The sequence below is a fragment of the Chryseobacterium sp. 'Rf worker isolate 10' genome, assembly GCF_050753305.1.
GTDB lineage: Bacteria > Bacteroidota > Bacteroidia > Flavobacteriales > Weeksellaceae > Chryseobacterium.
Map to the genome: position 1 here is coordinate 22,754 of NZ_JBOZOF010000001.1, position 25,309 is coordinate 48,062.

The following is a 25,309-nucleotide window of genomic DNA, read 5'->3' on the forward strand; positions in this document are numbered from 1 at the left end:
CTTATGAGTATCAATATAAAATTCTTAATGCCTTGTGTACTGGTTTCAGCAATGGCATTCTCACAAACATCTGTTTCAGGATATGTCTACGAAGACAGCAATAAAAATCAAAAGAAAGAAAACCGCGAGAAAGGAATAGAAGGTGTATCTGTTTCCAATGGTGTTCAGGTGGTTCTTACCGATAAAAACGGAAGATACAGCCTGCCGGTTCAGGAAGATCAGACTATTTTTGTGATCAAACCTTCAGGTTATCAAACGGCTTTAAACGCAAACAATCTTCCACAATTCTACTATCATCATAAACCAAAAGGTTCTCCGGCAGATTTTAAATACAAAGGAGTAGCTGCCACAGGAGATCTTCCTAAAGAACTGAATTTCCCGCTTTACCCTCAAAAAGAAGATAAAAACTTTGATATCCTTGTTTTTGGTGATCCGCAGCCTTACACAGAAAAAGAACTGGACTATTTCAAAAGAGGAATTGTAAACGAAGTGAAAAACACCAAGAAAAATGCTGTGCTGGGAATCAGTCTGGGAGATTTGGTAGGAGACAACCTAAGCCTTCAGAAACCTTACGCAGATGTAATGAAAGAAGTGGGACTTCCCTGGTATAATGTAATGGGAAATCATGACATGAACTATGATGCAAAAGAAGACAGGCTTTCCGACGAAACATTTGAATCCAATTTTGGCCCTGCCAATTATTCCTTCAATTATGGAAACGTGCACTTCATCATTCTGGATGATATTCTTTATCCTGATCCGAGAGATGGCAAAGGATATTGGGGAGGATTCCGTGAAGACCAGCTTCAGTTCATCGAAAACGATCTGAAAGTGGTAGATAAAAATAAACTGATTGTCATTTCTTTCCATATTCCATTAGAACATAAAAACGAAGACAACTTTAGAAATGCAGACCGTCAGAAATTATTTGATTTTCTGAATCCATTTCAGAATGTCTTGCTTTTATCAGCGCATACACACATCCAACAGCAGATTTTCTATGGCAAAAAAGCAGGCTGGAACGGAATGAAAGAATTACACGAATATAATGTAGGAACCACTTGCGGAGATTGGTATTCAGGAACACCGGATGATGAAGGACTTCCTACCTCAACCATGAGAGATGGAACCGCAAAAGGATATTCTTTTATCAGCTTTGCAGACAATCAGTATAGAGTAAAATACAGAACAGCAGGAAAACCGGAGGACTATCAGATCAAATTATATGTTCCGAAAGTGATTCCATCCTCAAGAACTTCTGCTAAAGTATTGGCTAATTTCTTCATGGGAAGCAAAAAAGACAAAGTAGAATACAGAATAGACGGAGGAAAATGGGAAGAAATGGAATACGATGAAACCATAGATCCAAATTTTGCTCTTTCTGTTTTCAAATGGGACACTACAGAGAAAATTCTTCCGGGAAGAAGACCTTCCAATCCTGAAATGTCAAAGCATATCTGGGAAGCAGATTTTCCTAAAAAATTACCATTAGGAAAACACAAAGTTGAGGTGAAAGCTGTTGACATGTATGGAAATGAATTCTCAGCTTCAGAAGAATTTGAAGTTCAGAATGCCATTCAGATTCCTTAAGCATTTTATTTTTTTTACTATACCTTTTTTTAGATTTTGAAACCGGTTCCCATGAGCCGGTTTTAATTTTTTGCTGAGCCCTAGATTAACCACAAAAGTCCCAAAAATTTTTAATTACTTAAGTTTTTAAAGCTATAACTTTGGATATAAGAAGTGCACTTAAGCTTTTATAAAAATCTGCATTTTCAACTTATGTGAACTTTTATACAGGATGATTGCAACTTTTAAATATTCTCAATAGTAATCATCTTTTGTGACTTTTGTGGTTGTATAAAATATAAGTTAAATCTGTATTTTCACCCGCTCATAAAAATGTTCTTTCGTAACTTTGTACAAAGAAAAGTATCATTACTATGAATATAAAGGGAAAAAATGCCATTGTAACAGGTGGTGGAAGAGGACTAGGGAAAGCGGTAGCTTTAGCTTTAGCCAATGAAGGAGTAAACGTTGCCATTACAGGAAGAAACGAGGAAAATCTTAAAATGACGGTTGAAGAAATCAGAAAATCAGGAGTAAACTCAGCCTACGCAGTTTTTTCTGTAGACAATGAAATTCAGGTAAAAGCTGGGATAGAGTCTTTAGCAGAGCAATTGGGAGGAATTGACATTCTGATCAACAATGCAGGAATCGGAGACTTTGGTTCCATTGAAGAAATGCCTTCTGAAACATGGGAACAGGTGATTAAAACCAACTTGTTTGGAGTATATTACGCAGCGAAAGCAGCTCATCCATTCATGAAAGCTAAAGGTGAAGGAGATATCGTAAACGTAGCATCTACTGCAGGCTTGAAAGGTGGGCCGAATATGTCAGCATACGCAGCTTCAAAAGCAGCTGTAGTATCTTTATCTCAATCTATGATGGCAGAATGGAGAAAACAAAACATCCGTGTCATCACTTTAACCCCAAGTACCATCGCTTCTGATATGAGTATCCAGGGAGGACTTACTGACGGAAATCCTGATAAAGTATTACAGCCGGAAGACTTCGCAGAATGGGTAAGAGATATCCTGAAAATGAACAGAAGAGCATTAATTGCAAACGGTTCTATTTTCTCTACGAATCCATAATAAGTTTAAAATTTAAAGTTCAAGGTTCTGAGTTTAATGCTTCCGACAAAGAGCAGTTAATCTTCCTTGGATAATAAAATTCAACAGGAGCGGGCTTTAGCCCGCTTTCTTTTTTATCATACTTCTGGGGCTTTAGCCAAAACCAACAATCAAAAAGTCAACATAATAAAAATAACCCGGGAATTTATTTTCAGGTCTTTTATAATAGGTTTTGGCTAAAGCCAATGGAATTGATCTTGATTTTTTAAACGGGCTAAAGCCCGCCTCTATTGAATATACTGTATGCAAACATCTGTGCAATCAATGTAATCTGTGGAATAAATAATCACAAAAAACTCCCCGGTTTCAGCCAAAAATCCTTCCATCATTTTTTTAACCGTAATAACATTAGTATTTTTGCAGCAAATTAGTCACATGCAAAATTATTTAGAATTCAATTTCAAGATTTCTCCATTGCAGCCTTGGAATGAGATATTAATGGCAGAGCTTATAGAAATAGGTTTTGACAGCTTTACAGAAGAGATTGACGGAATTTTAGGATATATCCAGACAGAATTGTTTCATGAAGATCAGTTGAAAGCACTTCCGATCTTTGAAAACGAAAATGTAAAAATCGAATATTCTTTCGAAGAAATGCCGAACATCAACTGGAATGAGGAATGGGAAAAGAATTTCTCTCCAATTAATATCGATGATAAAGTATTGATCAGAGCAGAGTTCCATGAGTCTGTACCGGGAATGCATGAAATTATCATTCAGCCTAAAATGTCTTTCGGAACAGGGCATCATCCTACCACCCATTTGATGATCCAACAGATGATGGATATTGATTTCAATGGTAAAAAAGTTCTGGATATGGGATGCGGAACTTCTGTATTGGCCATTTATGCAAAACAGCAGGGAGCAGGAGATACAAAAGCCATCGATATTGACGAATGGTCAGTAGAAAATTCAAAAGAAAATATCGTAAGAAACAATGTAGAACTGGATATTGAACAGGGAACTGCTGAAAACTTAGGAAAAGAGAATTTTGATATTATTTTAGCCAATATCAACAGAAATATTCTGATTTCAGATATCCCAACTTATGTTTCAGTATTGAATGAAGGAGGAAAACTATTACTTTCAGGACTATGTTTCTTTGATGTAGATGATATCCTGGAAGTATGCAAAGAAAGCGGACTTGAGCTGAAAAAGCAATTGCAACGTGAAGAATGGGTAAGTCTTCTGCTTGAAAAATAACACACAAAAAAATAAAATATAACTATGAAAACTTTATGGACAGCTTTATTTTTACTGATGCTGCAGTTTTTTACAGCGCAGGAAAATGAAGTATATGCAGATGGAGTCTTTGGTTTTGAAGAGAATAAAACCCAGAAGATTTTCACAGACTGGACCCGCGTGAGATCAGAACCCGGAGTGAATGCTCAGATTGTAGATTCGCTACAGACCAATCAGCAGGTTATGATTCTTAAAAAAGAGAATTTAGTCATGAAATTGGGAGAAAGAAATGCTAACTGGTATAAAATCTCTTATCAGAAGGGAGAAAATACACAGGAAGGGTATATCTGGGGTGGTAATCTTTGTGTAGGTTATCGTAACAAAAGCGGGTATGATTTCCTTTTTGGACTTTCCAAAACCATTGACAGGAAAAATAAAGAATTCAATGAGATAGAAAAACAGAACATTGCCGGAATAAAAGTAATGGAAGGAAATATGCTTATTGATGAGGTGTATTTTGATACGGGAAGAGGAGAAGAGTTGAGTTCCGCATCTTTTAATATTGAAAGCGGCCACAAACTTGAAAATGTTGAATTTACTTTAAAAGCAATGGTTTCCGGAGAAGCATGTGGAATCGCCAGCTATGATCAGTATGTTCTTTTCAAGGATAAAAAACTGGTTATTCTTCCGCAATTAATGAATGTTGGGGATGCCGGTGCTTATTATCACAGCGAAGTATATGTTTTTCCTAATGATAAAGGAGGAATTCCCAATGCATTTATCTTAAAAGTGGAAGATATGGAAGTGGATGAAAAAGACAGAGAGAAGAAGAAAAGCTCTTCCAAAACTTATCTTTGGAACGGAAGTTCTTATAAACTGAAATAATAAGTATTAATATAGTAAACCGCTGTACCCACAGCGGTTTTTTTGTGTAAAGATCTTTTACAGTTGAAAAAAATCAAATACATTTAGAAGATAAAAAAACAAATGGATATACTTGAAGATGTACTTCCCATTTTATTCTCCGTATTTGTAGGCGGTATTATAGGAATTGAAAGAGAATACCAGCTAAAATCAGCCGGATTAAGAACTATGATTCTTGTGACGCTGGGTGCCTGTATTTTTACCATGCTTTCTATGAGTTTGGGCGGGCCAGGAAGTCCTGACCGTATTGCTGCCAATATTATTACAGGAATAGGATTTGTGGGAGCTGGAGTAATTTTTAAAGAAGAAAACAGGGTTTCAGGTCTTACAACTGCTGTTACGATATGGATTTGTGCTTCTCTGGGAATGACCATCGGGGCCGGATATTATCAGGAAGCAATAATAGGCTCGTTAGTAGTATTTCTACTGCTTATTATGTTCAAATATGTTCAGGATATTATTGATAAAATAAGTGTCCGTTACACCTATCAGATTACACTTCCTTATGAAGATGGAGTAGTGGAGAAATATGAAACGCTTTTCGCAGAACATAGTTTAAAATCAATCAGAGGAAAGCAGGTAAGAATCGGAGAAAAATACACCATCATCTGGCGCGTTCAGGGAGCTGCAAAAAAACATGAAATCTGTACAAAAATTTTGCTCAATGATCTGTCCATCGAAGAATTCCGGTTTTAAATAAAGATTAAAATAAAAAAATAGGACTGGAACAAACCAATCCTACCCAAACATGATTAAGTGTATAGTTCAGCCATTAGTGGCTGCAAGGAATTAAAGCACAAAAAGATTTTTATTGATTCTTAATCAATGTTCCTTGATACTAATTAAAACTAACTAAGTGACCTTTCGGTTGCATTTACCATGTAAAAGTAATACGTCCTCCTATCTCCCGGAACAAAAGATAAACTGATTCAGCAAAAAAGATAAGTGAAACGGAATTTTCATCCGGTGAAACGAATTGCTGAAGAGTGGTGTTATTTCCGGTTCTGTTATATCCAGTCATTTATTTTAATAACATCGGCCTGTCTTGGGAAAACTTTTCTCATCAGCAGTTCATGCACTTCTTCATCTCCATCTTTACAACAATCTTCAATGATCGTGAGGTTATAATCCTTATCTGCAGCCTCTCTCACCGTAGATAAAACAACACCGCTGGTAGATACTCCTGTCAGTACCAAATGCTGAATGTCCAGTCCGCGGAGAACAACTTCAAGATCACTTCCCGTAAAAGCACTAAATCTTCTTTTGGTAATCACGATATCTTTGTCTTCAGGACTAAGATCAGGATGAATGGCAATCCAGTCTTTCATATCAACATCTGCCATATGCTCTTTTATTCCTGAAAACACTTTGTTTTTAGTACTTATTTCCGGCATTCCCTGTCTGAACCCTACTGTAATATAAATAACCGGAATTTGGCCATTTCTGGCAATTTTAATAGCCTCTTTTACATTAGATACCAATTCTTGAGTATCAGGTACGTTACTTAGTATTGATGACTGCATATCCATCACCAATAATGCTGTTTTTGTGTTTTCCATTTTTAATTATACTTTATTTATGAATTGTTCTTCTGATTCTTCTAAAAGTTGGTTGTTGACAGCTTTGGTTTTATTCTTTTTAAATAATAAACGTCTGAAGACAACGGCAATTAAAATACCTGCGATTCCTTCTATCAACAAGGTTTTTGGCGCTCCTATTTTCTCCGAAACAAATCCGATAAGCACACTTCCCAAAGGCAGCATCCCGAATATGGCAGTCAGCAAAATACTGATTGCTCTTGATCGCATTTCGGGAATTACTTCAGACTGTACAATAATGTTACAGGTGGTAAACTGTGCAACACCTCCCAACCCTGTTAGTGCCGCAAAAAACATAGACCAGTAGAAATTAGTGGCGTACGAAAAACAGATCAGTCCAATACTCAAAATAGCTGTACTCAGGATAAGAATATTTCTCATAGAGGCTCCTTTCTTCATGGAAGCCAGAAATACTGTTCCGAGAACTGCCCCAATCCCGATGAAACTTGATATATACCCGAATGTTTTAGCATCACCTTTAAAAATTTCTTTTGCATAAACAGGAATTAAAGTATCATATGGCAAGATCAATAAACCTGTAATACTCAGCATAATGATGACCAGACTGATGGAGGGTTCTTTTTTCAGATACCTGAAACCTTCGGCCAATTCTGTAAAAGTTCCCTTCTTAGTAGGTTTTTTGGGAATAATCTTTATTTTCATCAAAGAAATGGAAACCATCACCGCTGCAAAGCTGGCTGCATTGATAAGAAAACATGTTCCCGCTCCGAATTTTTGAAGGATAATTCCGGAAAGGGCGGGGCCTGCTAATTTTGCAATACTTGCCATGGCTGCGCTCAGAGAAAGAGCACTTGGAAGATCTTCATCATCCGTTACTACTTCATTGATCATGGCCTGACGTGCCGGGATATCATAAGCATTGATAATACCGAGAAAAACACTGAGCACAATGAAGCTCCATATATTCTGATGCCCGGTCATTACCAGAAAAGCCAGTAGTGACGCTTGTATTAATGATAAAATTTGAGTGATCTGTATAATTTTATACCGGTTATACCTGTCTGCAGCAACGCCACCGAATGCTGAAAATAAAAAAGAGGGGAATTGTTCTGCAAAAATGGTGAGCCCCAGCATAAAGGCAGACTGAGTCATGCTGTATACAACCCATACCACTGCTGTACGCTGCATCCATGTTCCGAATTGTGAGACAGAACGCCCGAAAAAATACAACGTATAATTGGTGCTTCTGAAAGCCCGGAATGTACTGATATTACTTAATTTGTTCATCTTTTAAAATAGACTTTTTGACATATATTGTAAAAATGTCAAAATTTAAATAAAAAATTTTTACCCGATATGTTGAATAACCATAGAGGTCAGTGTATTCACTGTATTGTTTAAATTTTTAAAATTGTTTTTTAAACTCATTTCGCGCCTTATTCCTCTGATGCTGCTCTGTAGAATAAAGATAATGGTTTCCTGTTCTTCAATGGCAACTTTTGGAATGGCACCACTGTTAATGCTCGTTGAGAATAGATTGAGAAGAAGATTTCTTTCTGCTTCCATCATTCGGTTGTGGGCATCGGTAATATGCTTTGATTTTTCTTCATTGTCCATCCCAGCTTCAATAGCCCTGAAAAACGAAGACCTTTCTTCCGATGTCTTTACTTTAGCCAGACAAAACTCCTGAATCTTCCCTTCAAAAGTCCTTTTCTTTTTCATCTTGGAATCAATCTCAGCAATAACTTCTTTGATCAGATTATCCAAAACTGCCTGAAAAACTTCCTCCCGGTTTTTATAATAATAATAGATAGATGTTCTGCTTTTCCCGACTGCTTTTGAAATATCATCCATGGTCACTTTCTTTAAACCATACTTCAAATACAGCCCTGAAGCGGTTTCCAGGATTTGTTGTGAAAGCTGATCTTGTTCTGTATGAGATGACATTGTCTGAAATATGAGTGCAAAAATAATATATTTTTGACAAAAAAACAAATTTTGTCAAAATGATAAAACAAATTTATTATACACTCATAATAAATTTGTTTTATGTTTTTCATCCAGAAGAGAAGGATAGCTTTTGAAAAACCGGAAATTATAGATTCAATTTGTCTAACGCATATGCCATGATATTATGCAGATATTTTTCCTGATCTGTATCTATGTAACTACCGCTAACACCAGAAAACCTAAATACTCCTTCATCCCAAAAGAATATCACTCTTCCATTGGTTCCGGTTGTGGTGATACCAGCAAAGGATGTCCCAGATCCTCCTTCTGTAGCTAAAATTGTGCTGGCGGGAGGGAGTTGAGAGTTGGAGACTCTTCCTGCAGTTTGAGCTCCATAAATAACAGTGTTTCCTGCGATATTTCCAAAAACACCATTACTGCCTGTTGTTCCACTTATAGAATACGAATATCCTGTACCACTAGCTACACTGCCGTTTCCACCAAATACCTGAAGAGCCTGAGTATTTCTGCCGGCGTCAAGAAGAACGATAACAACCCCTCCCAAATCTGAAAAATCTTTGATCTTTGTAAGTATAGTAGTATCTAATTCTACTCCGGGAGAAACACCAATACAGAAAACATCCACTATATTTTTTAATTGCGTTGCAGTATAATTATTAATCTGCCCTTCAAATCGTATGAAGTCAATACCTGATACTTTATTATAGATACCATTGGCCCCATAATTAAGTTTATTTTGAAGTTGAGAATTAAAATCAGGGAAACCTGAGCCTCCAATCGCATACAGATTTCCATCCCATAAACTGGCTGAATACCCAATAGTGACATTTCTACGGGAACTACCCGGATCACCACCGGATAATCCATCAATATATCCCAGAACACCATTAGCATCAGCTACAACTCTTCTGGTTGCTACAAAGGTTTGATCTTTATTACCAGAGTAAGAGCCATCGGGCTTTGTAAAAATAGCATTGGCAGTTTGATGCTTTGGAAGTTCCCTCACTCTCTCTATGCCGTTAACATCAAGAGTTTCTGTTGGATTTTTTGTATTAATTCCTACTTGGCCTGAAGTCATGACGAATAGGAAAATTGCAAGTATACTTTCTTTTTTCATTAAAATTTATGTTTATGCAAATTTCCAATATGTTGGTTTATTTACCATTGTCAGAACGTTCAATTTTATATTTTCAAAAAGTTCAGAGCGAATGATTTTTGAGTAAGAAATAAAAACAAAAAAGACTCACTGTTTCCAGTAAGTCTTTCAGTGAGCGCGAAAGGATTCGAACCTTTGCCGTCCCGATTATAAATCGGGATGCTCTATCTTTTCTGCTGATTGTATGAGCTTTTGAATTTTTGGTTTACTTTTCCATGCTTTAATTTCCCTTTCTCTTTTATATGCTAGAGATTTAGATTCTAAAGTTTCAAAATAAACAAGCATCCAATCTTTAGCTTTTGATGTAAATCCCTTGTGATCGGACAGATGCTTTCTTAATCTTTCTTGTAAAGATTCTGAAGAATGTCCGATATAGAACTTATCTAAGGTTTTTGAATGAAGGATATAGCAAAAGTGCATAGGACTAAAATACGCAAAAAATACACTTTTAAATTGTAAAATTCAGATATGATAAAACAAAAAAGACTCACTGTTTCCAGTAAGTCTTTCAGTGAGCGCGAAAGGATTCGAACCTTTGCCGTCCCGATTATAAATCGGGATGCTCTATCTTTTCTGCTGATTGTATGAGCTTTTGAATTTTTGGTTTACTTTTCCATGCTTTAATTTCCCTTTCTCTTTTATATGCTAGAGATTTAGATTCTAAAGTTTCAAAATAAACAAGCATCCAATCTTTAGCTTTTGATGTAAATCCCTTGTGATCGGACAGATGCTTTCTTAATCTTTCTTGTAAAGATTCTGAAGAATGTCCGATATAGAACTTATCTAAGGTTTTTGAATGAAGGATATAGCAAAAGTGCATAGGACTAAAATACGCAAAAAATACACTTTTAAATTGTAAAATTCAGATATGATAAAACAAAAAAGACTCACTGTTTCCAGTAAGTCTTTCAGTGAGCGCGAAAGGATTCGAACCTTTGACCGTCTGCTTAGAAGGCAGATGCTCTATCCAGCTGAGCTACGCACCCTAAATGTTCTTTAAAAGTCGGGGCGGCAGGATTCGAACCTGCGACCTCCTGGTCCCAAACCAGGCGCGATGACCGGACTACGCTACGCCCCGAGGGTGTCATCAGTAACGAATTTTACTTCGTTTTTGCGGTTGCAAAGGTATAATATTTTTTTTAATAAAAAAATAAAATGAAGAATAATTTTTAATTAATTTTTAGTGAATCCTTTTTGACTAACCCTACTTATTTAAAAACCATAGTCTTATATTTTTTTATTATCTCTTGCTAAAATGGCTGACCTTTACCCAGAATTGAGCAAAAACAAAAAAGACTCACTGTCTCCAGTAAGTCTTTCAGTGATCGCGAAAGGATTCGAACCTTTGTCGTCCCGATTGAAAGAAATCGGGATGCTTTATCCCGCATGCTAAATCCATTATTGTTTGAGTAGGAAAACAAACAAAAAAGACTCACTGTCTCCAGTAAGTCTTTCAGTGAGCGCGAAAGGATTCGAACCTTTGCCGTCCCGATTGAAATCGGGATGCTTTATCCCGCATGCTAAATCCATTATTGTTTGAGTAGGAAAACAAACAAAAAAGACTCACAGTCTCCAGTAAGTCTTTAAGTGAGCGCGAAAGGATTCGAACCTTTGACCGTCTGCTTAGAAGGCAGATGCTCTATCCAGCTGAGCTACGCACCCTAAATGTTCTTTAAAAGTCGGGGCGGCAGGATTCGAACCTGCGACCTCCTGGTCCCAAACCAGGCGCGATGACCGGACTACGCTACGCCCCGAGGATGTCATCAGTAACGAATTTTACTTCGTTTTTAGGGCTGCAAATTTGCAATTCTTTTTTTAATAAAAAAATAAAATGAAGAATAATTTTTAATTAATTTTTTATGAAATCTTTTTAATTACCTTTAGCCTGTTAATAACCATTGATTTAGCCTGCTTTAAAAATGATGGAAATTTTTTCAGTTTTTTTGCTCACATTTAGCATTATTCTCTCAAAATACAAAATAGAAGCTTTGAAAAGAGTAGGAAGTTTTCTTGTACTAAGTTGTATTTTGATGATGTTATCGTCCTGTTGTAAGGAAGAAAAATTTGCACCTCATAATATTGCCAATATATCCCTTAATTTACCCAAATCATTTGTTATTAAGAAAGAACCTGCTGAAGATTCTCAGGTATATAGTATCAGTAAAGGAGATAAACATACTGGCTATATTTATTATGGTGACTATAAACCCTTTGAGGAAGATAATTATATGGTTACAGTGGAACGTGAAATTTTTGAAAAGTTTAAGAATAACAGAGAAATTAAAGCCTATTTATCTGATAATTCTGATAGAGATTACAAAAATGGAATTTATAATGCTAATTACTACTACTATGATACCATCAATCGGCACAGGGCTCAGATTATGCTGCCTAAAAAAATGGATAAAGGATCTATCGGTGTTCATTTTGATAGTGTAGATATTCACAAAAATAAGATGGCTATTATTGTTAGTGACATCAGTGAAGAGAATAAAGAGGTATTTTTAAAAGTCTTTAAAACCATTAAATTCAATCCGTAAATATTGAAAAAAGCAATAGGGAAATTAACGGGTGAGATTAAATAGTAAAAAAATGTTTCTGATGATTAAGGTTTTACCTTTTGTACCCAATGTTTGAGGTAGTTTTATCTTTTATAAATACTATCTTTATCCCATGAAACGATTAATGCTGCTGTACTTACTTTTCCCTGTATTTCTATTCTCACAGACTACCGGAAAAGTGATCAAAATTTCAGATGGAGATACCATTACATTACTGCTAAAAGGCAATCAGCAAAAAAAAATCAGGCTGGCCGAAGTCGATTGTCCGGAAAGTGGACAGGCATTCGGTAAAAATGCTAAACAGTTTACTTCTGCTCAGGTGTTTGGGAAAACAGTCAGTTTTGTAGAAACCACTACAGACCGTTATGGAAGATCTATTGCAAAGGTGTATTATGATGATGGAAAATATCTTTCCAAAGAGGTTATAAAAGCTGGAATGGGATGGTGGTATTACTCCTATTCCAAAGATGATTCTTTAGGGAAACTGCAGGAAACTGCAAAGCTTAAAAGGATGGGGCTTTGGCAGGATAGTAATGCTCTCGCTCCCTGGGAATACCGTAAAATAAAACGTGAGCTTAAAAATAATAAGAAAATCGAGGCTGCTAAAACCGGAACAAAAGTAAAAGGAGTAGCTTAGGTACTTTGGTAGGGAAGCCATAAAAATTAATAAAAAAACCTCTCAATAAAATTGAGAGGTTTTGAGTTTGTATTTACAGTGTAAGTTTTATCTAAGGATTAGATTTTACAGCATCATACATCATTGAGTTTTTCTGCTGATCGGTGTAATCGTATTTATAATGATAAAAAGAGGATTCCCAGTCTCCATAACCCACGTTGGGAATGATGATGAATTTCTTACCAAACTCCTCTGCAGAATTTTTCACTGCTGATGATCGCTCTGTTTCAGATTTCTTATCAAATAGATCTGAGAAATCGGCAAGATTATCACCCAATAGCAAAACAATATTATAATTTTTAGCAATATCTTTTCTGCGTGTTTCCTTACTGCTTTCTTTTGATCTCAGAATAAGATGGGTATCGCTTTGAACAGGGAAATTGTATTTCTTTAAATTCTTCATAGTTCCTTCACGTTCCTGCTCAACACGGTTGGTCACATAGAAAACCTGAATTCCTTTGCTGGCAGCATACTGATAGAATTTTTGAGAACCTGTAAGTGGAGTAGCAATCCCTTTCGCAGTCCATTCTTCCCATGTTTTCTGATCGTAATTTTTTCCCATCTTTGAGCGCTCAACAGCATAATAGGAATTATCTAAAAAAGTTTCATCAATGTCAGAAACGATGGCTAAAGGTTTGTCCGATTTCTGTGCTAAAGCCTGATCCAGACGAAGTGTTGCAATATTGTAAGCCTGAAGACAGAGTGCTTCATATTCTGCTGCTCTTTGCTGATAAAAAGCGGCGTATATTTTTCCGTCACGTCCAAGGTTTTGATAAGATGTCTCCTCAGTGGAAGTTTTTGAAACTGGAGCTGCCGTTGTACACGATATAACCGAAACAAGGAAGCAGCTTGCGATAATGAGATTAAAATTTTTCATTGAATTTGAATAGGAAGAACAAAATTAGGACAATTTGATTGTATGACAATTATTTTATGGAAGTAAAAAAGGAGACCAGCCATAAGAATATGCCAGCCTCCTAAAAATCAAATATTTCTTTAAAAACTATTTTCTCTTTTATTCTCCTTTAAAATCCGGATTTCTTTTTTCTATAAATGCACTGATACCTTCGTTGTGGTCTTCCGTGTCAAATAATTCCCCGAATAAAACAGCTTCCTGTTGTAGACCATCAGAGATATGTAATTCCGTACCTGTATTCAATGATTGTTTAGCTTTTGCTACAGCTACAGGACCTCTTGAGGCTATTGTTGAAGCTAATTTTTGGGCTTCATTCAATAATTCTTCAGGAGCAATCACACGGTTTACAAAACCTAATTCTTTACAAGCTTCTGCTGAGTAAAATTCACCGGAGAATACCATTTCTCTCGCTTTGTACAATCCAATAGCTCTCGGTAAACGCTGTGTTCCTCCAAAACAAGGCAATAATCCAAGGGTTACCTCCGGTAATCCGAATTTTGCTTTTTCACTGGCCAGAATGATATCACAGGACAAAGCCAGCTCACACCCTCCGCCTAATGCAAAACCGTTGACTGCCGCGATTACTGCAAATGGTAATGCTTCAATGGAATTGAAAGCGTTCTGAGCCATGATAGAAAAATCTGTCGCTTCCTTTGGTGTCATACCCTGCATGGCTTTGATATCAGCACCTGCAACAAAAGCTTTTTCACCAGCCCCGGTAATAATTAAAACCCGAAGGTCTTTGTTGGATTGGATTTGATCTGCGAATGATCTCAATTCTTTTAAAACCGTTTCATTCAAAGCATTTAAAGCCTGCGGGCGGTTAATAGTTAAGGTTCCGATATATCCTTCCTGCCGATATAGTAGTGTTTCAAAATTCATGATTACTGATGTTTGTTTAAGAATTGAATAATGCTTGAAAAATCGCTCGTGCCATTTCCTGCTTCACTCCAGATTCGATAAAGGTTTAAAGCTGCATTTCCCAATGGAGTAGAGGTTCTTGTTTCCAGTCCCGCTTCTGCTGCCAATCCCAAATCTTTTGTCATCAAATCCACTGCAAAACCACCCGAATATTGTCTTGAAGATGGAGCATTTTCCATCACTCCGGGATAAGGGTTATAGACTTCCAGCGACCAGTTTCTGCCGGAACTTTTCTGCATGATTTCACTTAATATTTTAGGTTCTAATCCGTGACGGACTCCTAAATTGATAGCTTCAGAGGTTCCGATCATGTGTATAGCAAGCAGCATATTATTACAGATTTTCGCAACCTGTCCCGCCCCGGAATCTCCGGCATGGAAGATATTCTGTCCCATACATTTTAATATAGGTCTTGCCTTTTCATAGTCTTTGGTTTTACCGCCCACAATAAAGGTTAATGTTCCTGCCTGTGCTCCTGCAGTACCACCGGAAACAGGTGCATCAATCATTTTGCATCCTTTTGAAGCGGCCAGTTCGGCAACAGAACGGGCGGTTACGGCATCAATGGTACTGCTGTCGATGATTAATGTATCAGGTTTGAGCTGGCTGATGAATTCTTCGGAATAGAGTTCTGCAACGTGTTTGCCAGACGGAAGCATTGAAATAATGACGTTTGAATCTTTCGCCGCTGCAAGTGCTGAATCTGAAATTTGTCCGCCTCCAGAAACTAATGTTTCCAAAGCTGATTGTGAAAGATCAAAACCGGTAACGATATGACCTTTCTTTACAAGGTTGATGGCCATTGGACCACCCATATTTCCTAATCCTATAAATGCGATATTTGACATAATTAATCTTTTTTTCCTAAGTTTTTTAATGGATGTTCTTCACGAGGCCAAAGCGGAGTAAAATAGCTGTCTACCCATTCTTTGATGATGTCATCTAATGTTGCAGGCTGCCATTTTGGAGACTGGTCTTTATCTACCAATAAAGCTCTTACACCTTCTGCAAAATCAGGATGAATGCAGCATTGGCAGGATAGATTTAATTCGGATTGAAAGACTTCTTCCAAACTTAAGCTTTTACCCTCTTTCAATTGTCTGAAGATGATATGTGCTGAGCTTGGCGAACCTGCTTCAAAGCTTTTGATCCCTGTATTGATCCATTCATCTTTATCAGGATATTGGAGTAAAATTTCTTTAAACTCTTCTAAAGAATCTATTCCTTCAAACTTTTTAATGAATGAATGATGGTTCTGTGCCTGTGATTCGGGTGTTTCTGTTTCTTTGGAAATATTTTCCAGGATTGCAGAAACGGTTTGATGGTTATTTCCATTCCACTGAATTTGGTTAAGAGCATTCAATAATGTTTCTTTTGTACCGGAAGAAATATAATAATCTGCCAATCCTAAGAATTTGCAGTCTGCTCCGTCTAATCTTGCGCCTGTTAATCCTAGATAAATTCCATAAGCGGAAGGCATTTTATTTAAAAACCATGTTCCGCCAACATCCGGATATAAACCGATGGTAATTTCAGGCATTGCCAGTTTACTTTTTTCCGTAACAATACGGTGGGATGCCCCAACCATAATTCCGATGCCGCCACCCATCACAATTCCGTGTCCCCAGACGATAATGGGTTTCGGATACGTGTGAATAGCGTAATCTACCTGATATTCCTTTAAAAAGAAATCGAAACAGGGCTGAGGTACTTGTGTTCCATCGATGCTTTGCTGTTCAATAATAGCGTCGTACAGTTTTCTTACATCTCCTCCGGCACAAAGGGCTTTTTCACCTGCTCCCTGAATGAATAAACAAGCAACGTCATCAGATGTTTTCCAGCTTTCCAAAACAGCTTGCAGTTCTTCAATCATTTCTAATGAAAGCGAATTGAGTGTCTTTTCGGAATTCAGGGTGATGATCCCGACTTTATTTTTTATTTCTGTTAGTACTAAACTCATTTTTAATCTTTTGAATTAACGGATTTGTATCATGGCTCCTTCTTCTAAAATTTTTCTGGAGATCACCAGTTTCATAATTTCGTTGGTTCCTTCTACTATCTGATGTATTCTGGCATCGCGCATAAGGCGCTCCACCGGAAAATCCTGTGTACATCCATAGCCACCCAATATTTGTAATGCTTCATTACAGATGTTGAAGCACATATCGGTTGCCAGGCGTTTTGCCATAGCACAGTACGTAGTAGCATTTGTGTCTTTAGAATCTAATTTGAAAGCAGCTAAATGGACCATCTGACGGGCTGCCACAAGTTCTGTCGCCATATCAGCTATTTTAAACTGCAGAGACTGAAACTGTGCCAGTGATTTGCCAAACTGCCTTCTTTCATGCATATACTTTCTGGCTTGATTAATAGCTCCCTGTGCCGCTCCTACAGAACACGTTCCGATATTGATACGGCCACCATCCAGGCCTTTCAGTGCTATTTTAAATCCCTGCCCCAATTCGCCTAAAAGATATTCCTCATTTACTTCTACGTGATCAAAGAAAACAAAGCGTGTCGGCTGGGTATTCCAGCCTAATTTTTTCTCTTTTTCCCCGAAACTGATTCCTTTAGAATTGGCCGGAACCACAAAAGCACTGATTCCTTTGGGACCGGAGTCTCCTGTACGGGCCATTACAATGAGTATATCACTTTCGCCTGCCCCGGAGATGAATGCTTTTGTTCCATTAATAATATATTTATTGTCTTTTTTTATTGCTGTCGTTTTTAAAGCTGCAGCATCTGAACCGGAACCCGGTTCTGTAAGACAATAGGAACCTAATAATATACCTGATGACAAATCCGGACATAATTGTTTTCTGATCTCTTCATTCCCAAATTCATCAATCATCCATGAAACCATGTTGTGGATGGTTATGTAGGCGGTAGTGGAAGGGCAGGCGGCTGCCAATTCTTCAAATATGATGGTAGCATCCAGCCGTGATAATCCCAGGCCTCCCGCATCCTCACTGGTATAAACACCGCAAAAGCCCAGTCCTCCAGCTTTCGTGATGGCTTCTCTCGGAAATGTTTTCTGAGCATCCCATTCCGAAGCATAAGGTGCGAGTTCTTTATCAGCAAATCTTCTTGCGGCATCCTGAAACGCCAATTGATCTTCATTTAGGTTGAATTCCATAGAAAACTTATTTTAAACTGATGGTCATATTCAGATCGCCTGCAGGAATATCTTCTTCGAACCAACGGGCTGTAATCGTTTTGGTTTCCGTGTAAAAACGAACACCCTGTTTTCCGTAAGAATGCAGGTCGCCAAAGAATGATTTTCTCCATCCTGTAAAAGAGAAAAACGGTAATGGAACAGGAATCGGAAGATTTACACCGATTTGTCCCACTTCAATTTCGTGCTGGAATTTTCTTGCTGCTGCTCCTGAGTTCGTAAAGATGGATGTTCCGTTTCCATAAGGATTTGCATTGATGATTTTAATAGCTTCATCCAGTGTTTCTGCCTTCAGCAATAATAGAGCTGGTCCGAAAATTTCTTCTTTGTAAATATCCATATCCGTTGATACATTATTGAATAACGTGGCTCCTACAAAGTGTCCGTTTTCATAGCCTTCTACTTTACAGCTGCTGCCATCCAGCAATACTTCGGCTCCCTGGTCATAAGCGCTTTTAATCAATCTTAAAACTTTATCTTTTGACTGTTTGTTGATCAGAGGACCAAAGGCAGCAGAATCATCAGACCAAACTCCAGGTTTAATCGTGCTTAAGGCTTTTTTGATATCATCCACCCAATTTTGAGCTTCACACACCAAAACAGCTACGCTGATGGCCATACAACGCTGGCCGGCAGCTCCGCAGGAAGCACCTACAAGATTGTTGATGACCTGTTCTTTATTGGCATCCGGCATGACCACCATGTGATTTTTTGCGCCGCCAAAAGCCTGAACTCTTTTCAGATTATCGGTTCCGGTGCGGTAGACATGTTCTGCAACAGGAACTGAACCTACAAATGAAATAGCTCTGATTTCCGGATGATTCAGAATGTGATTCACCTGATCTTTGGACCCGTGAACAATGTTCAGAACTCCTTTTGGAAAACCCGCTTCTAGAAATAACTCAGCCATTTTCATAGAGGTCATAGGCGTTTGTTCCGAAGGTTTTAAAATGAAGGTGTTTCCGCAGGCAATGGCCATTGGGAACATCCATAAAGGAATCATTGCAGGAAAGTTGAAAGGGGTAATCCCTGCACACACTCCAAGGGGCTGAATATAGCTGTAAGTATCAACACCTCTTGCTACGTTTTCTACCGTTTCTCCCATCATGAGTGTCGGAATATTGCAGGCATGTTCTACCACTTCAATTCCGCGCCATACATCTCCCATGGCATCAGGGAATGTTTTTCCGTTTTCTTTGGAAAGAATTTCGGCGATTTCTTTTTGATTTTCTTTTAAAAGCTGCTGGTATTTCAAGAATAATCGGGCTCTTTCCGGGGTGGCTACTTCTTTCCAGGTTTTGAAGGCTTCTTTAGCAGCGTCTATGGCTTGATCTATTTCAGATAATTCCGTTAAAGGAACTTCTGCAAGAACTTCCTGAGTAGCAGGATTTTCTACGGGAAGATGCTCTGCAGCTTTACTTTCAATAAAATTTCCGTTGATTAATATTTTTACTTTTTGTGACATGATTTTTAGATTGAGAGTGAAAAGCTGAGAGTGAATTTCCACTCTCAACTTTTGAATTAGATTATATTACCAGCAGGTCAACAAATTTGTTGACATCCAGATTAATAAGGGTATCGTATTCTAAAGAATTTTCTAATACAATTCTATGTTGTTTTTCCGGGAAAATCCTGGCAAGGTTTACTTTGTATTTTTTGATCAGTTCAGGAATTCCTTCATCTCTTCTGCGTTTGTGGCCGATTGGATATTCCACAACAATTTCTTCCAAAACAGTTCCGTCGTTTAATTCTACCGTTAAAGCATTGGCAATGGAACGTTTTTCCGGATCATGATAATCTGTGGTAAACTGTACGTCTTCCACACATTCAATTTTATCACGAAGGATGTCAATTCTTGGATCTGATGCCACATTATCTTCATAATCTGCAGCAGTCAGTCTTCCAAAAATCAATGGAACTGCTACCATATACTGAATAGCGTGGTCACGGTCAGCAGGGTTGTTCAACGGCCCTTTTTTATCAATGATACGAATACAGGCTTCATGGGTTCGGATGGTTATTTTCTTAATGTCTTCAGCAGATTTTCCTGATTCTTTTAATTGATGGTGTAAAGTCATGGCTGCTTCTACAGCTGTCTGAGAGTGGAATTCCGCCGGGAATGAAATTTTAAACAAAACATTTTCCATAACGTAAGAACCATAATCTCTCTGGAATTTGAATTCATTTCCTTTGAAAGATACATCATAGAATCCCCATGTCTTCGCCGTTAATACTGATGGATAGCCCATTTCGCCTGTTTGGGCGATTAATGCCAGACGTACAGCTCTTGAAGTGGCGTCTCCGGCAGCCCATGATTTGCGGCTTCCTGTATTGGGAGCATGACGGTAGGTTCTTAAAGACTGTCCGTCAACAAATGCTAATGAAACGGCATTGATCAGTTCATCACGGGTTAAACCGATTAGTTTTCCAACAACGGCTGTAGAGGCTAGTTTTACCAATAAAACATGGTCTAAACCTACTTTATTGAATGAATTTTCCAACGCAATAACTCCCTGTATTTCATGAGCCATGATCATCGCTTCCAGAACCTGTTTCATTTTTAACGGAGCTTTTCCTTCTGCAATATTCGTCCTTGAAAGCCAGTCTGCTGTAGCTAAAATTCCTCCCAGGTTGTCTGAAGGATGTCCCCATTCAGCGGCCAACCAAGTATCATTGAAATCTAACCAACGGATAATGGCTCCAATGTTGAAAGCAGCCTGTACAGGATCTAATTGAAACTGAGTCCCCGGAACTTTAGCCCCGTTCGGAACTACGGTACCTTTTACGATAGGTCCTAAAAGTTTGGTACATGCAGGATAAGTCAGCGCTTCTAATCCGCATCCGATCGTGTCTAATAAACAATAGTGCGCTGTTTTCCAGGCTAAATCGTTTTTGATTTCATAGTTTAATACATAATCTGCAATATCTGTTAATACCTGATCTGGTTGCGGTCTTTCGTTTGAAATGTGTGATGACATCTTTATTTTTTAGTTTAATTATGAATTGATTTTTTATTTTCTGTTTTCGATGGATACGAAGTCTTTATTTTCAGGACCTGTATAATTGGCACTTGGGCGGATGATCTTCCCATCCTGTCTTTGTTCGATAATGTGAGCACTCCATCCGGTAACTCTTGAAATAACAAATAATGGAGTGAACATCAGGGTAGGAACTCCCATCAGGTGATAGGATACTGCGGAGAACCAGTCCAGATTCGGGAACATTTTCTTTTCTTCCCACATGACGGTTTCCAGCCTTTCTGCAATATTGTACAGCAGCATATCTCCAGCTTCTTCGGAAAGTTCTTTGGCTACTTTTTTTATCACTACATTTCGTGGATCTGATATAGTATAAACAGGATGTCCGAATCCAATAATGACTTCTTTGCTGGCAATACGTTTTCTGATATCTTCTTCTGCTTCATCGGGCGAATTGTAACGGCTTTGGATTTCAAAAGCAACTTCATTGGCTCCACCATGTTTAGGTCCTCTTAAAGCACCGATAGCACCAGTGATACATGAATAAAAATCTGATGAGGTTCCGGCAATAACACGAGCCGTAAACGTAGAAGCATTAAACTCATGTTCAGCATACAGATTAAGAGAGATTTCCATTGCTTTTACCCATGAATCCGGAGCTTTTTTACCATGTAAAAGGTGAAGGAAATGTCCGCCAATAGTATCATCATCGGTCTCTACATTGATCTCTTTGCCATTGTGTGTGTAGTGATACCAGTATAAAAGTCCGGAACTGAATGATGCCAGTAATTTGTCCGCAATATCTCTAGCACCGGCTACATTGTGGTCATCTTTTTCCGGCTGAATGCTTCCAATTGCTGAAACCATTGAACGCATCACATCCATTGGATGCGCCGCTGCCGGAATGCTTTTTAAGATATTTCTTACAGAGTGGGGAAGCCCTCTCAGTGATTTTAATTTTGCTTTATAGTTTTTGAGCTGAGCTTCAGTAGGCAGCTGACCATAAATAAGCAGGTAGGCTACTTCTTCGAATTGTGCTCTTTCTGCAAGATCCAGAATATCATAACCTCTGTAATGAAGATCATTTCCACTTTTTCCTACACTGCAAAGAGCGGTATTACCTGCTGTTACCCCGGAAAGTGCTACACTTTTTTTAGGCTTAAATGTTGGTTCGCTATTCGTTGACATAAGTATTTTGTTTAAAAAGGTTATCTAATTTTTGTTCATAATTATAGTAGCCAATGCTTTGATAGAGTTCTTCTCTGGTCTGCATTGTATCCAGAACATGGGCTTGCGTTCCGTCTTTACGGATATGCTGGTATACATTCTGCGCTGCTTTATTGGCGGCTCTGAAGGCGGAAAGAGGGTAGAGGATAAGTCCCACACCTGCATTTTTTAATTCTTCTACAGTGTACATGTTGATCATCCCAAATTCCGTGATGTTGGCTAATACTGGGATTCCGGCAGCATCAACGAATTTTTGGTAAAAGCTTAAATCAGGCACTGCTTCGGCAAAAATGAAATCTGCACCGGCTTCTTTATAGGCAATGGCTCTTTCTAATGTTTTTTCCAGCCCTTCATTTGCAAAAGCGTCTGTTCTGGCTCCGATCACAAAATTTTCATCGGTGCGGGCATCTGCAGCAGCTTTAAGTCGGTCTACCATTTCTTCCTTGCTTACGATTTCTTTGCCGGGACGGTGCCCACAGCGTTTTGCACCTACCTGATCTTCAATGTGAATGGCTGCTGCTCCTGCTTTAATTAATGATTTTATCGTTCGGGCAACATTGAAGGCAGAAGGCCCAAATCCTGTATCAATATCTACCAAAAGGGGTAGATCACAAATATTAGTAATACGCTGAACATCGATGAGTACGTCATCCAGAGTGGTAATTCCTAAATCAGGAATTCCTAAAGACCCTGCCGCAACCCCTCCTCCTGAAAGATAAATAGCATTAAAACCAGCCTGTTGTGCCAGTAATGCATGGTTTGCATTGATGGCTCCCACAATCTGGAGGGGATTTTCTTTTTCCATGGCCTCCCGAAATTTTAAGCCGGGTGACTTCCAGTTTTCATTTTTGATCATTTTAATATGTATTGTTGAATTGAAATTTGTTTATCAGTGAAGAAGCAGAAGATCTGTTAAGACTTAGCTTTTGAATAAAAAAGAAAAGGTGGGAAATGAATTGAGAAATCATACAGTCGTGCAGGTGTTGAGAATTTTGAAAAATTCTGATTGTCCGGGTCTGTAAAATAAACCTGTTGTGACTCCACGAATAATTAAGATTGCTTTGGTACACCATCACTTTTTACTTTGATTAAATCCAATAAAAGTTCTTTGTAAACTTCGCGGTGCTTTATGAAAAAAGAAAAATTACGGAAAGGGGATACGAATGAGCTATAAAATCATGAGAAGCACCTAGTGTACACTCATATTCATCTCAAAAAAATAACACAGTTTGATAAAAAAGTTATCGCACTATATCCATATCGCATCATACCTGACTGTAAGCTTCAAATCGCGAAAGCATCGTCAATACGAAATAGGCAGGTCTCCTGACTTGTAACGGTTTTTATCATCCTTCCCATATGAAAAATATACAGTGGATATCAATGGATAAAAACTTTTTGTTTGTTACTTACAGTTGCGCGACAGTTCGTGATTTACACACGATTCCCTTTTAATACACAGCTAAGTGTAACCAGTTTCGGTTGATAAAGAAGGTTTTAAGAACTCCTTGGTGGTAAATATAAGTATTTTATAATAACGAAAAAGATATTTTATGTAATCAATAGTTTTTTTAATGTAATCTATTGAAAATGCTTGAGTTGTGATGTGTGTTTTAGAAGAAAAACAGATTGTTTGCGTTATTAATTTAATATAAAAGATAACCGGAAAATTAAAGATAGTTAATAAATTTGCTGTTCTTCTTTCATTTTATAAATTTTATTAATCACATATAATTGATCATGGTAGATATTGCAGAATTTAAACAAAACTTGGGTTTGAGCGAAATTCCGGTAGAGCTGGAAAAACTGATCTATTTCCAGAATACTATTTCCTCGTTTGAAAATTATTCACAAGGTTTTGGTGTTTTAATTGATCGTAAATCCGGATTGAAAAGCTGGAGTGATGACGAAAAATTTTTGAATAGCATGCTGCCTTTTGCTCAGGCCAATGGTTCCGGTTCATTCTATGCCATCTGGAATAACGGAACGGATCAACCTTTACATAAAATGCCTGTTGTGGTTTTTGGAGATGAAGGAGGTGTCCATATTGTTGCTGAAAATATGGTACAGCTTTTACATTTACTCACTTTTGACACTGAAATTTCAGTAGATTTCGATGAGGTTTATTTTTATAAAGATGAAGACGATTATGAAGAGAGCGAAGATTTAAGCAAATATTTGACGTGGATGAAAGGAGATTATGGCTTAAGCCAGATTGAAGAACCTGATTTGCTTATTAAAAGTGCTCAGGCTCAATATAAAGAAAGTTTTGATCAATGGTTTGGGCAATACTTTACAGATAATTAATCTTGGATTAACAGCTCTATTGTATTAGAGTTTTATTTTTGACGAGTGAAAACTATGAAAAACAAAAAACCTCACAATTTTTATTGTGAGGTTTTTGTGAGCGCGAAAGGATTCGAACCTTTGTCGTCCCGGTTAAAATCGGGATGCTCTATCCAGAGTGATTTATCAATAATTTTTGGGTAGGATATAAAACAAAAAAAGACTTACTAAAAATAGTAAGTCTTTATGTGAGCGCGAAAGGATTCGAACCTTTGCCGTCCCGGTTAAAATCGGGATGCTCTATCCAGATTGATTTATCAATAATTTTTGGTAGGATATAAAACAAAAAAAGACTTACTAAAAATAGTAAGTCTTTATGTGAGCGCGAAAGGATTCGAACCTTTGTCGTCCCGGTTAAAATCGGGATGCTCTATCCAGAGTGATTTATCAATAATTTTTGGGTAGGATATAAAACAAAAAAAGACTTACTAAAAATAGTAAGTCTTTATGTGAGCGCGAAAGGATTCGAACCTTTGCCGTCCCGGTTAAAATCGGGATGCTCTATCCAGATTGATTTATCAATAATTTTTGGTAGGATATAAAACAAAAAAAGACTTACTAAAAATAGTAAGTCTTTATGTGAGCGCGAAAGGATTCGAACCTTTGCCGTCCCGGTTAAAATCGGGATGCTCTATCCAGATTGATTTATCAATAATTTTTGGTAGGATATAAAACAAAAAAAGACTTACTAAAAATAGTAAGTCTTTATGTGAGCGCGAAAGGATTCGAACCTTTGACCGTCTGCTTAGAAGGCAGATGCTCTATCCAGCTGAGCTACGCACCCATTGAGTAGTTTTGAGAAAACTACTAAAACAGTCGGGGCGGCAGGATTCGAACCTGCGACCTCCTGGTCCCAAACCAGGCGCGATGACCGGACTACGCTACGCCCCGAGTATATAAAAAAGAGCGGAGGGTAAGGGATTCGAACCCTTGCGACACTTTCGCGTCGACAGTTTAGCAAACTGCTCCATTAACCACTCTGGCAACCCTCCTTTTTTGTTTATTTTTTAATGATCGTTGT

23 protein-coding genes, 7 tRNA genes and 1 riboswitch are annotated in these 25,309 nt (G+C 37.8%); of the genes, 8 read left to right on the forward strand and 22 right to left on the reverse strand.

The window, feature by feature from the left end; translation table 11 throughout:
• The first annotated feature begins 27 nt into the window (after positions 1-27).
• The 5 genes from LKL37_RS00075 (at position 28) to LKL37_RS00095 (ending at position 5,498) form a co-directional block, all read left to right on the forward strand.
• The gene (locus LKL37_RS00075) at positions 28-1,590 is read left to right on the forward strand and encodes a calcineurin-like phosphoesterase C-terminal domain-containing protein (protein ID WP_431610420.1); all 1,563 of its coding nucleotides are present in this window, start codon (positions 28-30) and stop codon (positions 1,588-1,590) included.
• Between the two features lie 353 nt (positions 1,591-1,943).
• Complete coding sequence (locus LKL37_RS00080; RefSeq protein ID WP_431608566.1) at positions 1,944-2,657, forward strand: 3-ketoacyl-ACP reductase; 714 nt, start codon at positions 1,944-1,946, stop codon at positions 2,655-2,657.
• Between the two features lie 414 nt (positions 2,658-3,071).
• A complete protein-coding gene (gene prmA / locus LKL37_RS00085; protein WP_431608567.1) occupies positions 3,072-3,899 on the forward strand; it encodes a 50S ribosomal protein L11 methyltransferase in 828 nt (275 codons plus the stop codon).
• 24 nt (positions 3,900-3,923) lie between these two features.
• Positions 3,924-4,763: an SH3 domain-containing protein gene (locus LKL37_RS00090; RefSeq protein ID WP_431608569.1), complete on the forward strand. Its 840-nt coding sequence runs from the start codon at positions 3,924-3,926 to the stop codon at positions 4,761-4,763.
• A gap of 102 nt (positions 4,764-4,865) precedes the next feature.
• On the forward strand, positions 4,866-5,498 hold the full coding sequence (locus LKL37_RS00095) for an MgtC/SapB family protein (protein WP_431608570.1): 633 nt from the start codon (positions 4,866-4,868) through the stop codon (positions 5,496-5,498).
• Positions 5,499-5,809: 311 nt separating this feature from the next.
• Here LKL37_RS00095 and LKL37_RS00100 read toward each other — a convergent pair whose 3' ends face one another.
• The 10 genes from LKL37_RS00100 to LKL37_RS00145 all read right to left on the reverse strand — a co-directional run bounded on the left by LKL37_RS00100 (position 5,810) and on the right by LKL37_RS00145 (position 11,242).
• Entirely contained in the window at positions 5,810-6,361 is a 552-nt protein-coding gene (locus LKL37_RS00100; protein WP_431608571.1) for a cysteine hydrolase family protein, read from the reverse strand.
• Between the two features lie 6 nt (positions 6,362-6,367).
• A complete protein-coding gene (locus tag LKL37_RS00105) occupies positions 6,368-7,648 on the reverse strand; it encodes an MFS transporter (RefSeq protein WP_431608572.1) in 1,281 nt (426 codons plus the stop codon).
• Positions 7,649-7,708: 60 nt separating this feature from the next.
• Entirely contained in the window at positions 7,709-8,308 is a 600-nt protein-coding gene (locus tag LKL37_RS00110; protein WP_431608573.1) for a TetR/AcrR family transcriptional regulator, read from the reverse strand.
• A 148-nt stretch (positions 8,309-8,456) separates the two neighbouring features.
• Entirely contained in the window at positions 8,457-9,449 is a 993-nt protein-coding gene (locus LKL37_RS00115; RefSeq protein ID WP_431608574.1) for a hypothetical protein, read from the reverse strand.
• 186 nt (positions 9,450-9,635) lie between these two features.
• On the reverse strand, positions 9,636-9,908 hold the full coding sequence (locus tag LKL37_RS00120; RefSeq protein WP_431608575.1) for a GIY-YIG nuclease family protein: 273 nt from the start codon (positions 9,906-9,908) through the stop codon (positions 9,636-9,638).
• Positions 9,909-10,035: 127 nt separating this feature from the next.
• Complete coding sequence (locus LKL37_RS00125; RefSeq protein ID WP_431608575.1) at positions 10,036-10,308, reverse strand: GIY-YIG nuclease family protein; 273 nt, start codon at positions 10,306-10,308, stop codon at positions 10,036-10,038.
• Between the two features lie 92 nt (positions 10,309-10,400).
• A tRNA-Arg gene (locus LKL37_RS00130) sits at positions 10,401-10,474 on the reverse strand.
• Positions 10,475-10,491: 17 nt separating this feature from the next.
• Positions 10,492-10,566, reverse strand: a tRNA-Pro gene (locus LKL37_RS00135).
• 510 nt (positions 10,567-11,076) lie between these two features.
• Positions 11,077-11,150: transfer RNA gene (locus LKL37_RS00140), tRNA-Arg, on the reverse strand.
• 17 nt (positions 11,151-11,167) lie between these two features.
• A tRNA-Pro gene (locus tag LKL37_RS00145) sits at positions 11,168-11,242 on the reverse strand.
• 165 nt (positions 11,243-11,407) lie between these two features.
• Between LKL37_RS00145 and LKL37_RS00150 the strand changes: the two genes are divergently transcribed.
• Together LKL37_RS00150 and LKL37_RS00155 are read left to right on the forward strand one after the other, a co-directional pair.
• Entirely contained in the window at positions 11,408-12,028 is a 621-nt protein-coding gene (locus LKL37_RS00150; protein ID WP_431608576.1) for a hypothetical protein, read from the forward strand.
• A 133-nt stretch (positions 12,029-12,161) separates the two neighbouring features.
• Positions 12,162-12,686 (forward strand): thermonuclease family protein, encoded by a 525-nt coding sequence (locus LKL37_RS00155; RefSeq protein ID WP_431608577.1) that lies wholly within the window; start codon positions 12,162-12,164, stop codon positions 12,684-12,686.
• 91 nt (positions 12,687-12,777) lie between these two features.
• On the opposite strand, the gene LKL37_RS00160 is transcribed toward LKL37_RS00155, so the two are convergent.
• The 9 genes from LKL37_RS00160 to prpB all read right to left on the reverse strand — a co-directional run bounded on the left by LKL37_RS00160 (position 12,778) and on the right by prpB (position 22,798).
• The gene (locus LKL37_RS00160; RefSeq protein ID WP_431608578.1) at positions 12,778-13,602 is read right to left on the reverse strand and encodes a 5'-nucleotidase, lipoprotein e(P4) family; all 825 of its coding nucleotides are present in this window, start codon (positions 13,600-13,602) and stop codon (positions 12,778-12,780) included.
• A 138-nt stretch (positions 13,603-13,740) separates the two neighbouring features.
• Positions 13,741-14,523, reverse strand: coding sequence for an enoyl-CoA hydratase/isomerase family protein (locus LKL37_RS00165; protein ID WP_431608579.1), 783 nt, complete (start codon positions 14,521-14,523; stop codon positions 13,741-13,743).
• A 2-nt stretch (positions 14,524-14,525) separates the two neighbouring features.
• Complete coding sequence (mmsB, locus tag LKL37_RS00170) at positions 14,526-15,410, reverse strand: 3-hydroxyisobutyrate dehydrogenase (RefSeq protein WP_431608581.1); 885 nt, start codon at positions 15,408-15,410, stop codon at positions 14,526-14,528.
• Positions 15,411-15,412: 2 nt separating this feature from the next.
• Complete coding sequence (locus tag LKL37_RS00175) at positions 15,413-16,522, reverse strand: enoyl-CoA hydratase/isomerase family protein (RefSeq protein WP_431608582.1); 1,110 nt, start codon at positions 16,520-16,522, stop codon at positions 15,413-15,415.
• Positions 16,523-16,537: 15 nt separating this feature from the next.
• Positions 16,538-17,698, reverse strand: coding sequence for an acyl-CoA dehydrogenase family protein (locus LKL37_RS00180; RefSeq protein WP_431608583.1), 1,161 nt, complete (start codon positions 17,696-17,698; stop codon positions 16,538-16,540).
• Between the two features lie 7 nt (positions 17,699-17,705).
• Positions 17,706-19,202, reverse strand: coding sequence for a CoA-acylating methylmalonate-semialdehyde dehydrogenase (locus tag LKL37_RS00185; RefSeq protein ID WP_431608584.1), 1,497 nt, complete (start codon positions 19,200-19,202; stop codon positions 17,706-17,708).
• A gap of 61 nt (positions 19,203-19,263) precedes the next feature.
• The gene (locus tag LKL37_RS00190) at positions 19,264-20,715 is read right to left on the reverse strand and encodes a bifunctional 2-methylcitrate dehydratase/aconitate hydratase (RefSeq protein WP_431608585.1); all 1,452 of its coding nucleotides are present in this window, start codon (positions 20,713-20,715) and stop codon (positions 19,264-19,266) included.
• 33 nt (positions 20,716-20,748) lie between these two features.
• Positions 20,749-21,903 (reverse strand): bifunctional 2-methylcitrate synthase/citrate synthase, encoded by a 1,155-nt coding sequence (gene prpC, locus LKL37_RS00195; protein WP_121486934.1) that lies wholly within the window; start codon positions 21,901-21,903, stop codon positions 20,749-20,751.
• On the reverse strand, positions 21,890-22,798 hold the full coding sequence (prpB, locus tag LKL37_RS00200; protein WP_431608586.1) for a methylisocitrate lyase: 909 nt from the start codon (positions 22,796-22,798) through the stop codon (positions 21,890-21,892). The genes prpC and prpB overlap by 14 nt, the downstream gene beginning before the upstream one ends.
• 443 nt (positions 22,799-23,241) lie before the next feature.
• Positions 23,242-23,434, reverse strand: a riboswitch (cobalamin riboswitch).
• A gap of 248 nt (positions 23,435-23,682) precedes the next feature.
• Between prpB and LKL37_RS00205 the strand changes: the two genes are divergently transcribed.
• On the forward strand, positions 23,683-24,249 hold the full coding sequence (locus tag LKL37_RS00205; RefSeq protein ID WP_431608587.1) for a hypothetical protein: 567 nt from the start codon (positions 23,683-23,685) through the stop codon (positions 24,247-24,249).
• 749 nt (positions 24,250-24,998) lie between these two features.
• On the opposite strand, the gene LKL37_RS00210 is transcribed toward LKL37_RS00205, so the two are convergent.
• From LKL37_RS00210 to LKL37_RS00220, 3 genes are all read right to left on the reverse strand, one after another.
• Positions 24,999-25,072, reverse strand: a tRNA-Arg gene (locus LKL37_RS00210).
• 32 nt (positions 25,073-25,104) lie between these two features.
• Positions 25,105-25,179, reverse strand: a tRNA-Pro gene (locus LKL37_RS00215).
• A 16-nt stretch (positions 25,180-25,195) separates the two neighbouring features.
• Positions 25,196-25,280, reverse strand: a tRNA-Ser gene (locus LKL37_RS00220).
• Positions 25,281-25,309 lie beyond the last annotated feature (29 nt).

What these genes read in the sequence shown, in the direction of transcription:
- LKL37_RS00075 (WP_431610420.1), top strand. Translation starts at nt 28, where the DNA reads ATGCCTTGTGTACTGGTTTCAGCAATGGCATTCTCACAAACATCTGTT.
- LKL37_RS00080 (WP_431608566.1), top strand. Translation starts at nt 1,944, where the DNA reads ATGAATATAAAGGGAAAAAATGCCATTGTAACAGGTGGTGGAAGAGGA.
- prmA (WP_431608567.1), top strand. Translation starts at nt 3,072, where the DNA reads ATGCAAAATTATTTAGAATTCAATTTCAAGATTTCTCCATTGCAGCCT.
- LKL37_RS00090 (WP_431608569.1), top strand. Translation starts at nt 3,924, where the DNA reads ATGAAAACTTTATGGACAGCTTTATTTTTACTGATGCTGCAGTTTTTT.
- LKL37_RS00095 (WP_431608570.1), top strand. Translation starts at nt 4,866, where the DNA reads ATGGATATACTTGAAGATGTACTTCCCATTTTATTCTCCGTATTTGTA.
- LKL37_RS00100 (WP_431608571.1), bottom strand. Translation starts at nt 6,361, where the DNA reads ATGGAAAACACAAAAACAGCATTATTGGTGATGGATATGCAGTCATCA.
- LKL37_RS00105 (WP_431608572.1), bottom strand. Translation starts at nt 7,648, where the DNA reads ATGAACAAATTAAGTAATATCAGTACATTCCGGGCTTTCAGAAGCACC.
- LKL37_RS00110 (WP_431608573.1), bottom strand. Translation starts at nt 8,308, where the DNA reads ATGTCATCTCATACAGAACAAGATCAGCTTTCACAACAAATCCTGGAA.
- LKL37_RS00115 (WP_431608574.1), bottom strand. Translation starts at nt 9,449, where the DNA reads ATGAAAAAAGAAAGTATACTTGCAATTTTCCTATTCGTCATGACTTCA.
- LKL37_RS00120 (WP_431608575.1), bottom strand. Translation starts at nt 9,908, where the DNA reads ATGCACTTTTGCTATATCCTTCATTCAAAAACCTTAGATAAGTTCTAT.
- LKL37_RS00125 (WP_431608575.1), bottom strand. Translation starts at nt 10,308, where the DNA reads ATGCACTTTTGCTATATCCTTCATTCAAAAACCTTAGATAAGTTCTAT.
- LKL37_RS00150 (WP_431608576.1), top strand. Translation starts at nt 11,408, where the DNA reads ATGATGGAAATTTTTTCAGTTTTTTTGCTCACATTTAGCATTATTCTC.
- LKL37_RS00155 (WP_431608577.1), top strand. Translation starts at nt 12,162, where the DNA reads ATGAAACGATTAATGCTGCTGTACTTACTTTTCCCTGTATTTCTATTC.
- LKL37_RS00160 (WP_431608578.1), bottom strand. Translation starts at nt 13,602, where the DNA reads ATGAAAAATTTTAATCTCATTATCGCAAGCTGCTTCCTTGTTTCGGTT.
- LKL37_RS00165 (WP_431608579.1), bottom strand. Translation starts at nt 14,523, where the DNA reads ATGAATTTTGAAACACTACTATATCGGCAGGAAGGATATATCGGAACC.
- mmsB (WP_431608581.1), bottom strand. Translation starts at nt 15,410, where the DNA reads ATGTCAAATATCGCATTTATAGGATTAGGAAATATGGGTGGTCCAATG.
- LKL37_RS00175 (WP_431608582.1), bottom strand. Translation starts at nt 16,522, where the DNA reads ATGAGTTTAGTACTAACAGAAATAAAAAATAAAGTCGGGATCATCACC.
- LKL37_RS00180 (WP_431608583.1), bottom strand. Translation starts at nt 17,698, where the DNA reads ATGGAATTCAACCTAAATGAAGATCAATTGGCGTTTCAGGATGCCGCA.
- LKL37_RS00185 (WP_431608584.1), bottom strand. Translation starts at nt 19,202, where the DNA reads ATGTCACAAAAAGTAAAAATATTAATCAACGGAAATTTTATTGAAAGT.
- LKL37_RS00190 (WP_431608585.1), bottom strand. Translation starts at nt 20,715, where the DNA reads ATGTCATCACACATTTCAAACGAAAGACCGCAACCAGATCAGGTATTA.
- prpC (WP_121486934.1), bottom strand. Translation starts at nt 21,903, where the DNA reads ATGTCAACGAATAGCGAACCAACATTTAAGCCTAAAAAAAGTGTAGCA.
- prpB (WP_431608586.1), bottom strand. Translation starts at nt 22,798, where the DNA reads ATGATCAAAAATGAAAACTGGAAGTCACCCGGCTTAAAATTTCGGGAG.
- LKL37_RS00205 (WP_431608587.1), top strand. Translation starts at nt 23,683, where the DNA reads ATGGTAGATATTGCAGAATTTAAACAAAACTTGGGTTTGAGCGAAATT.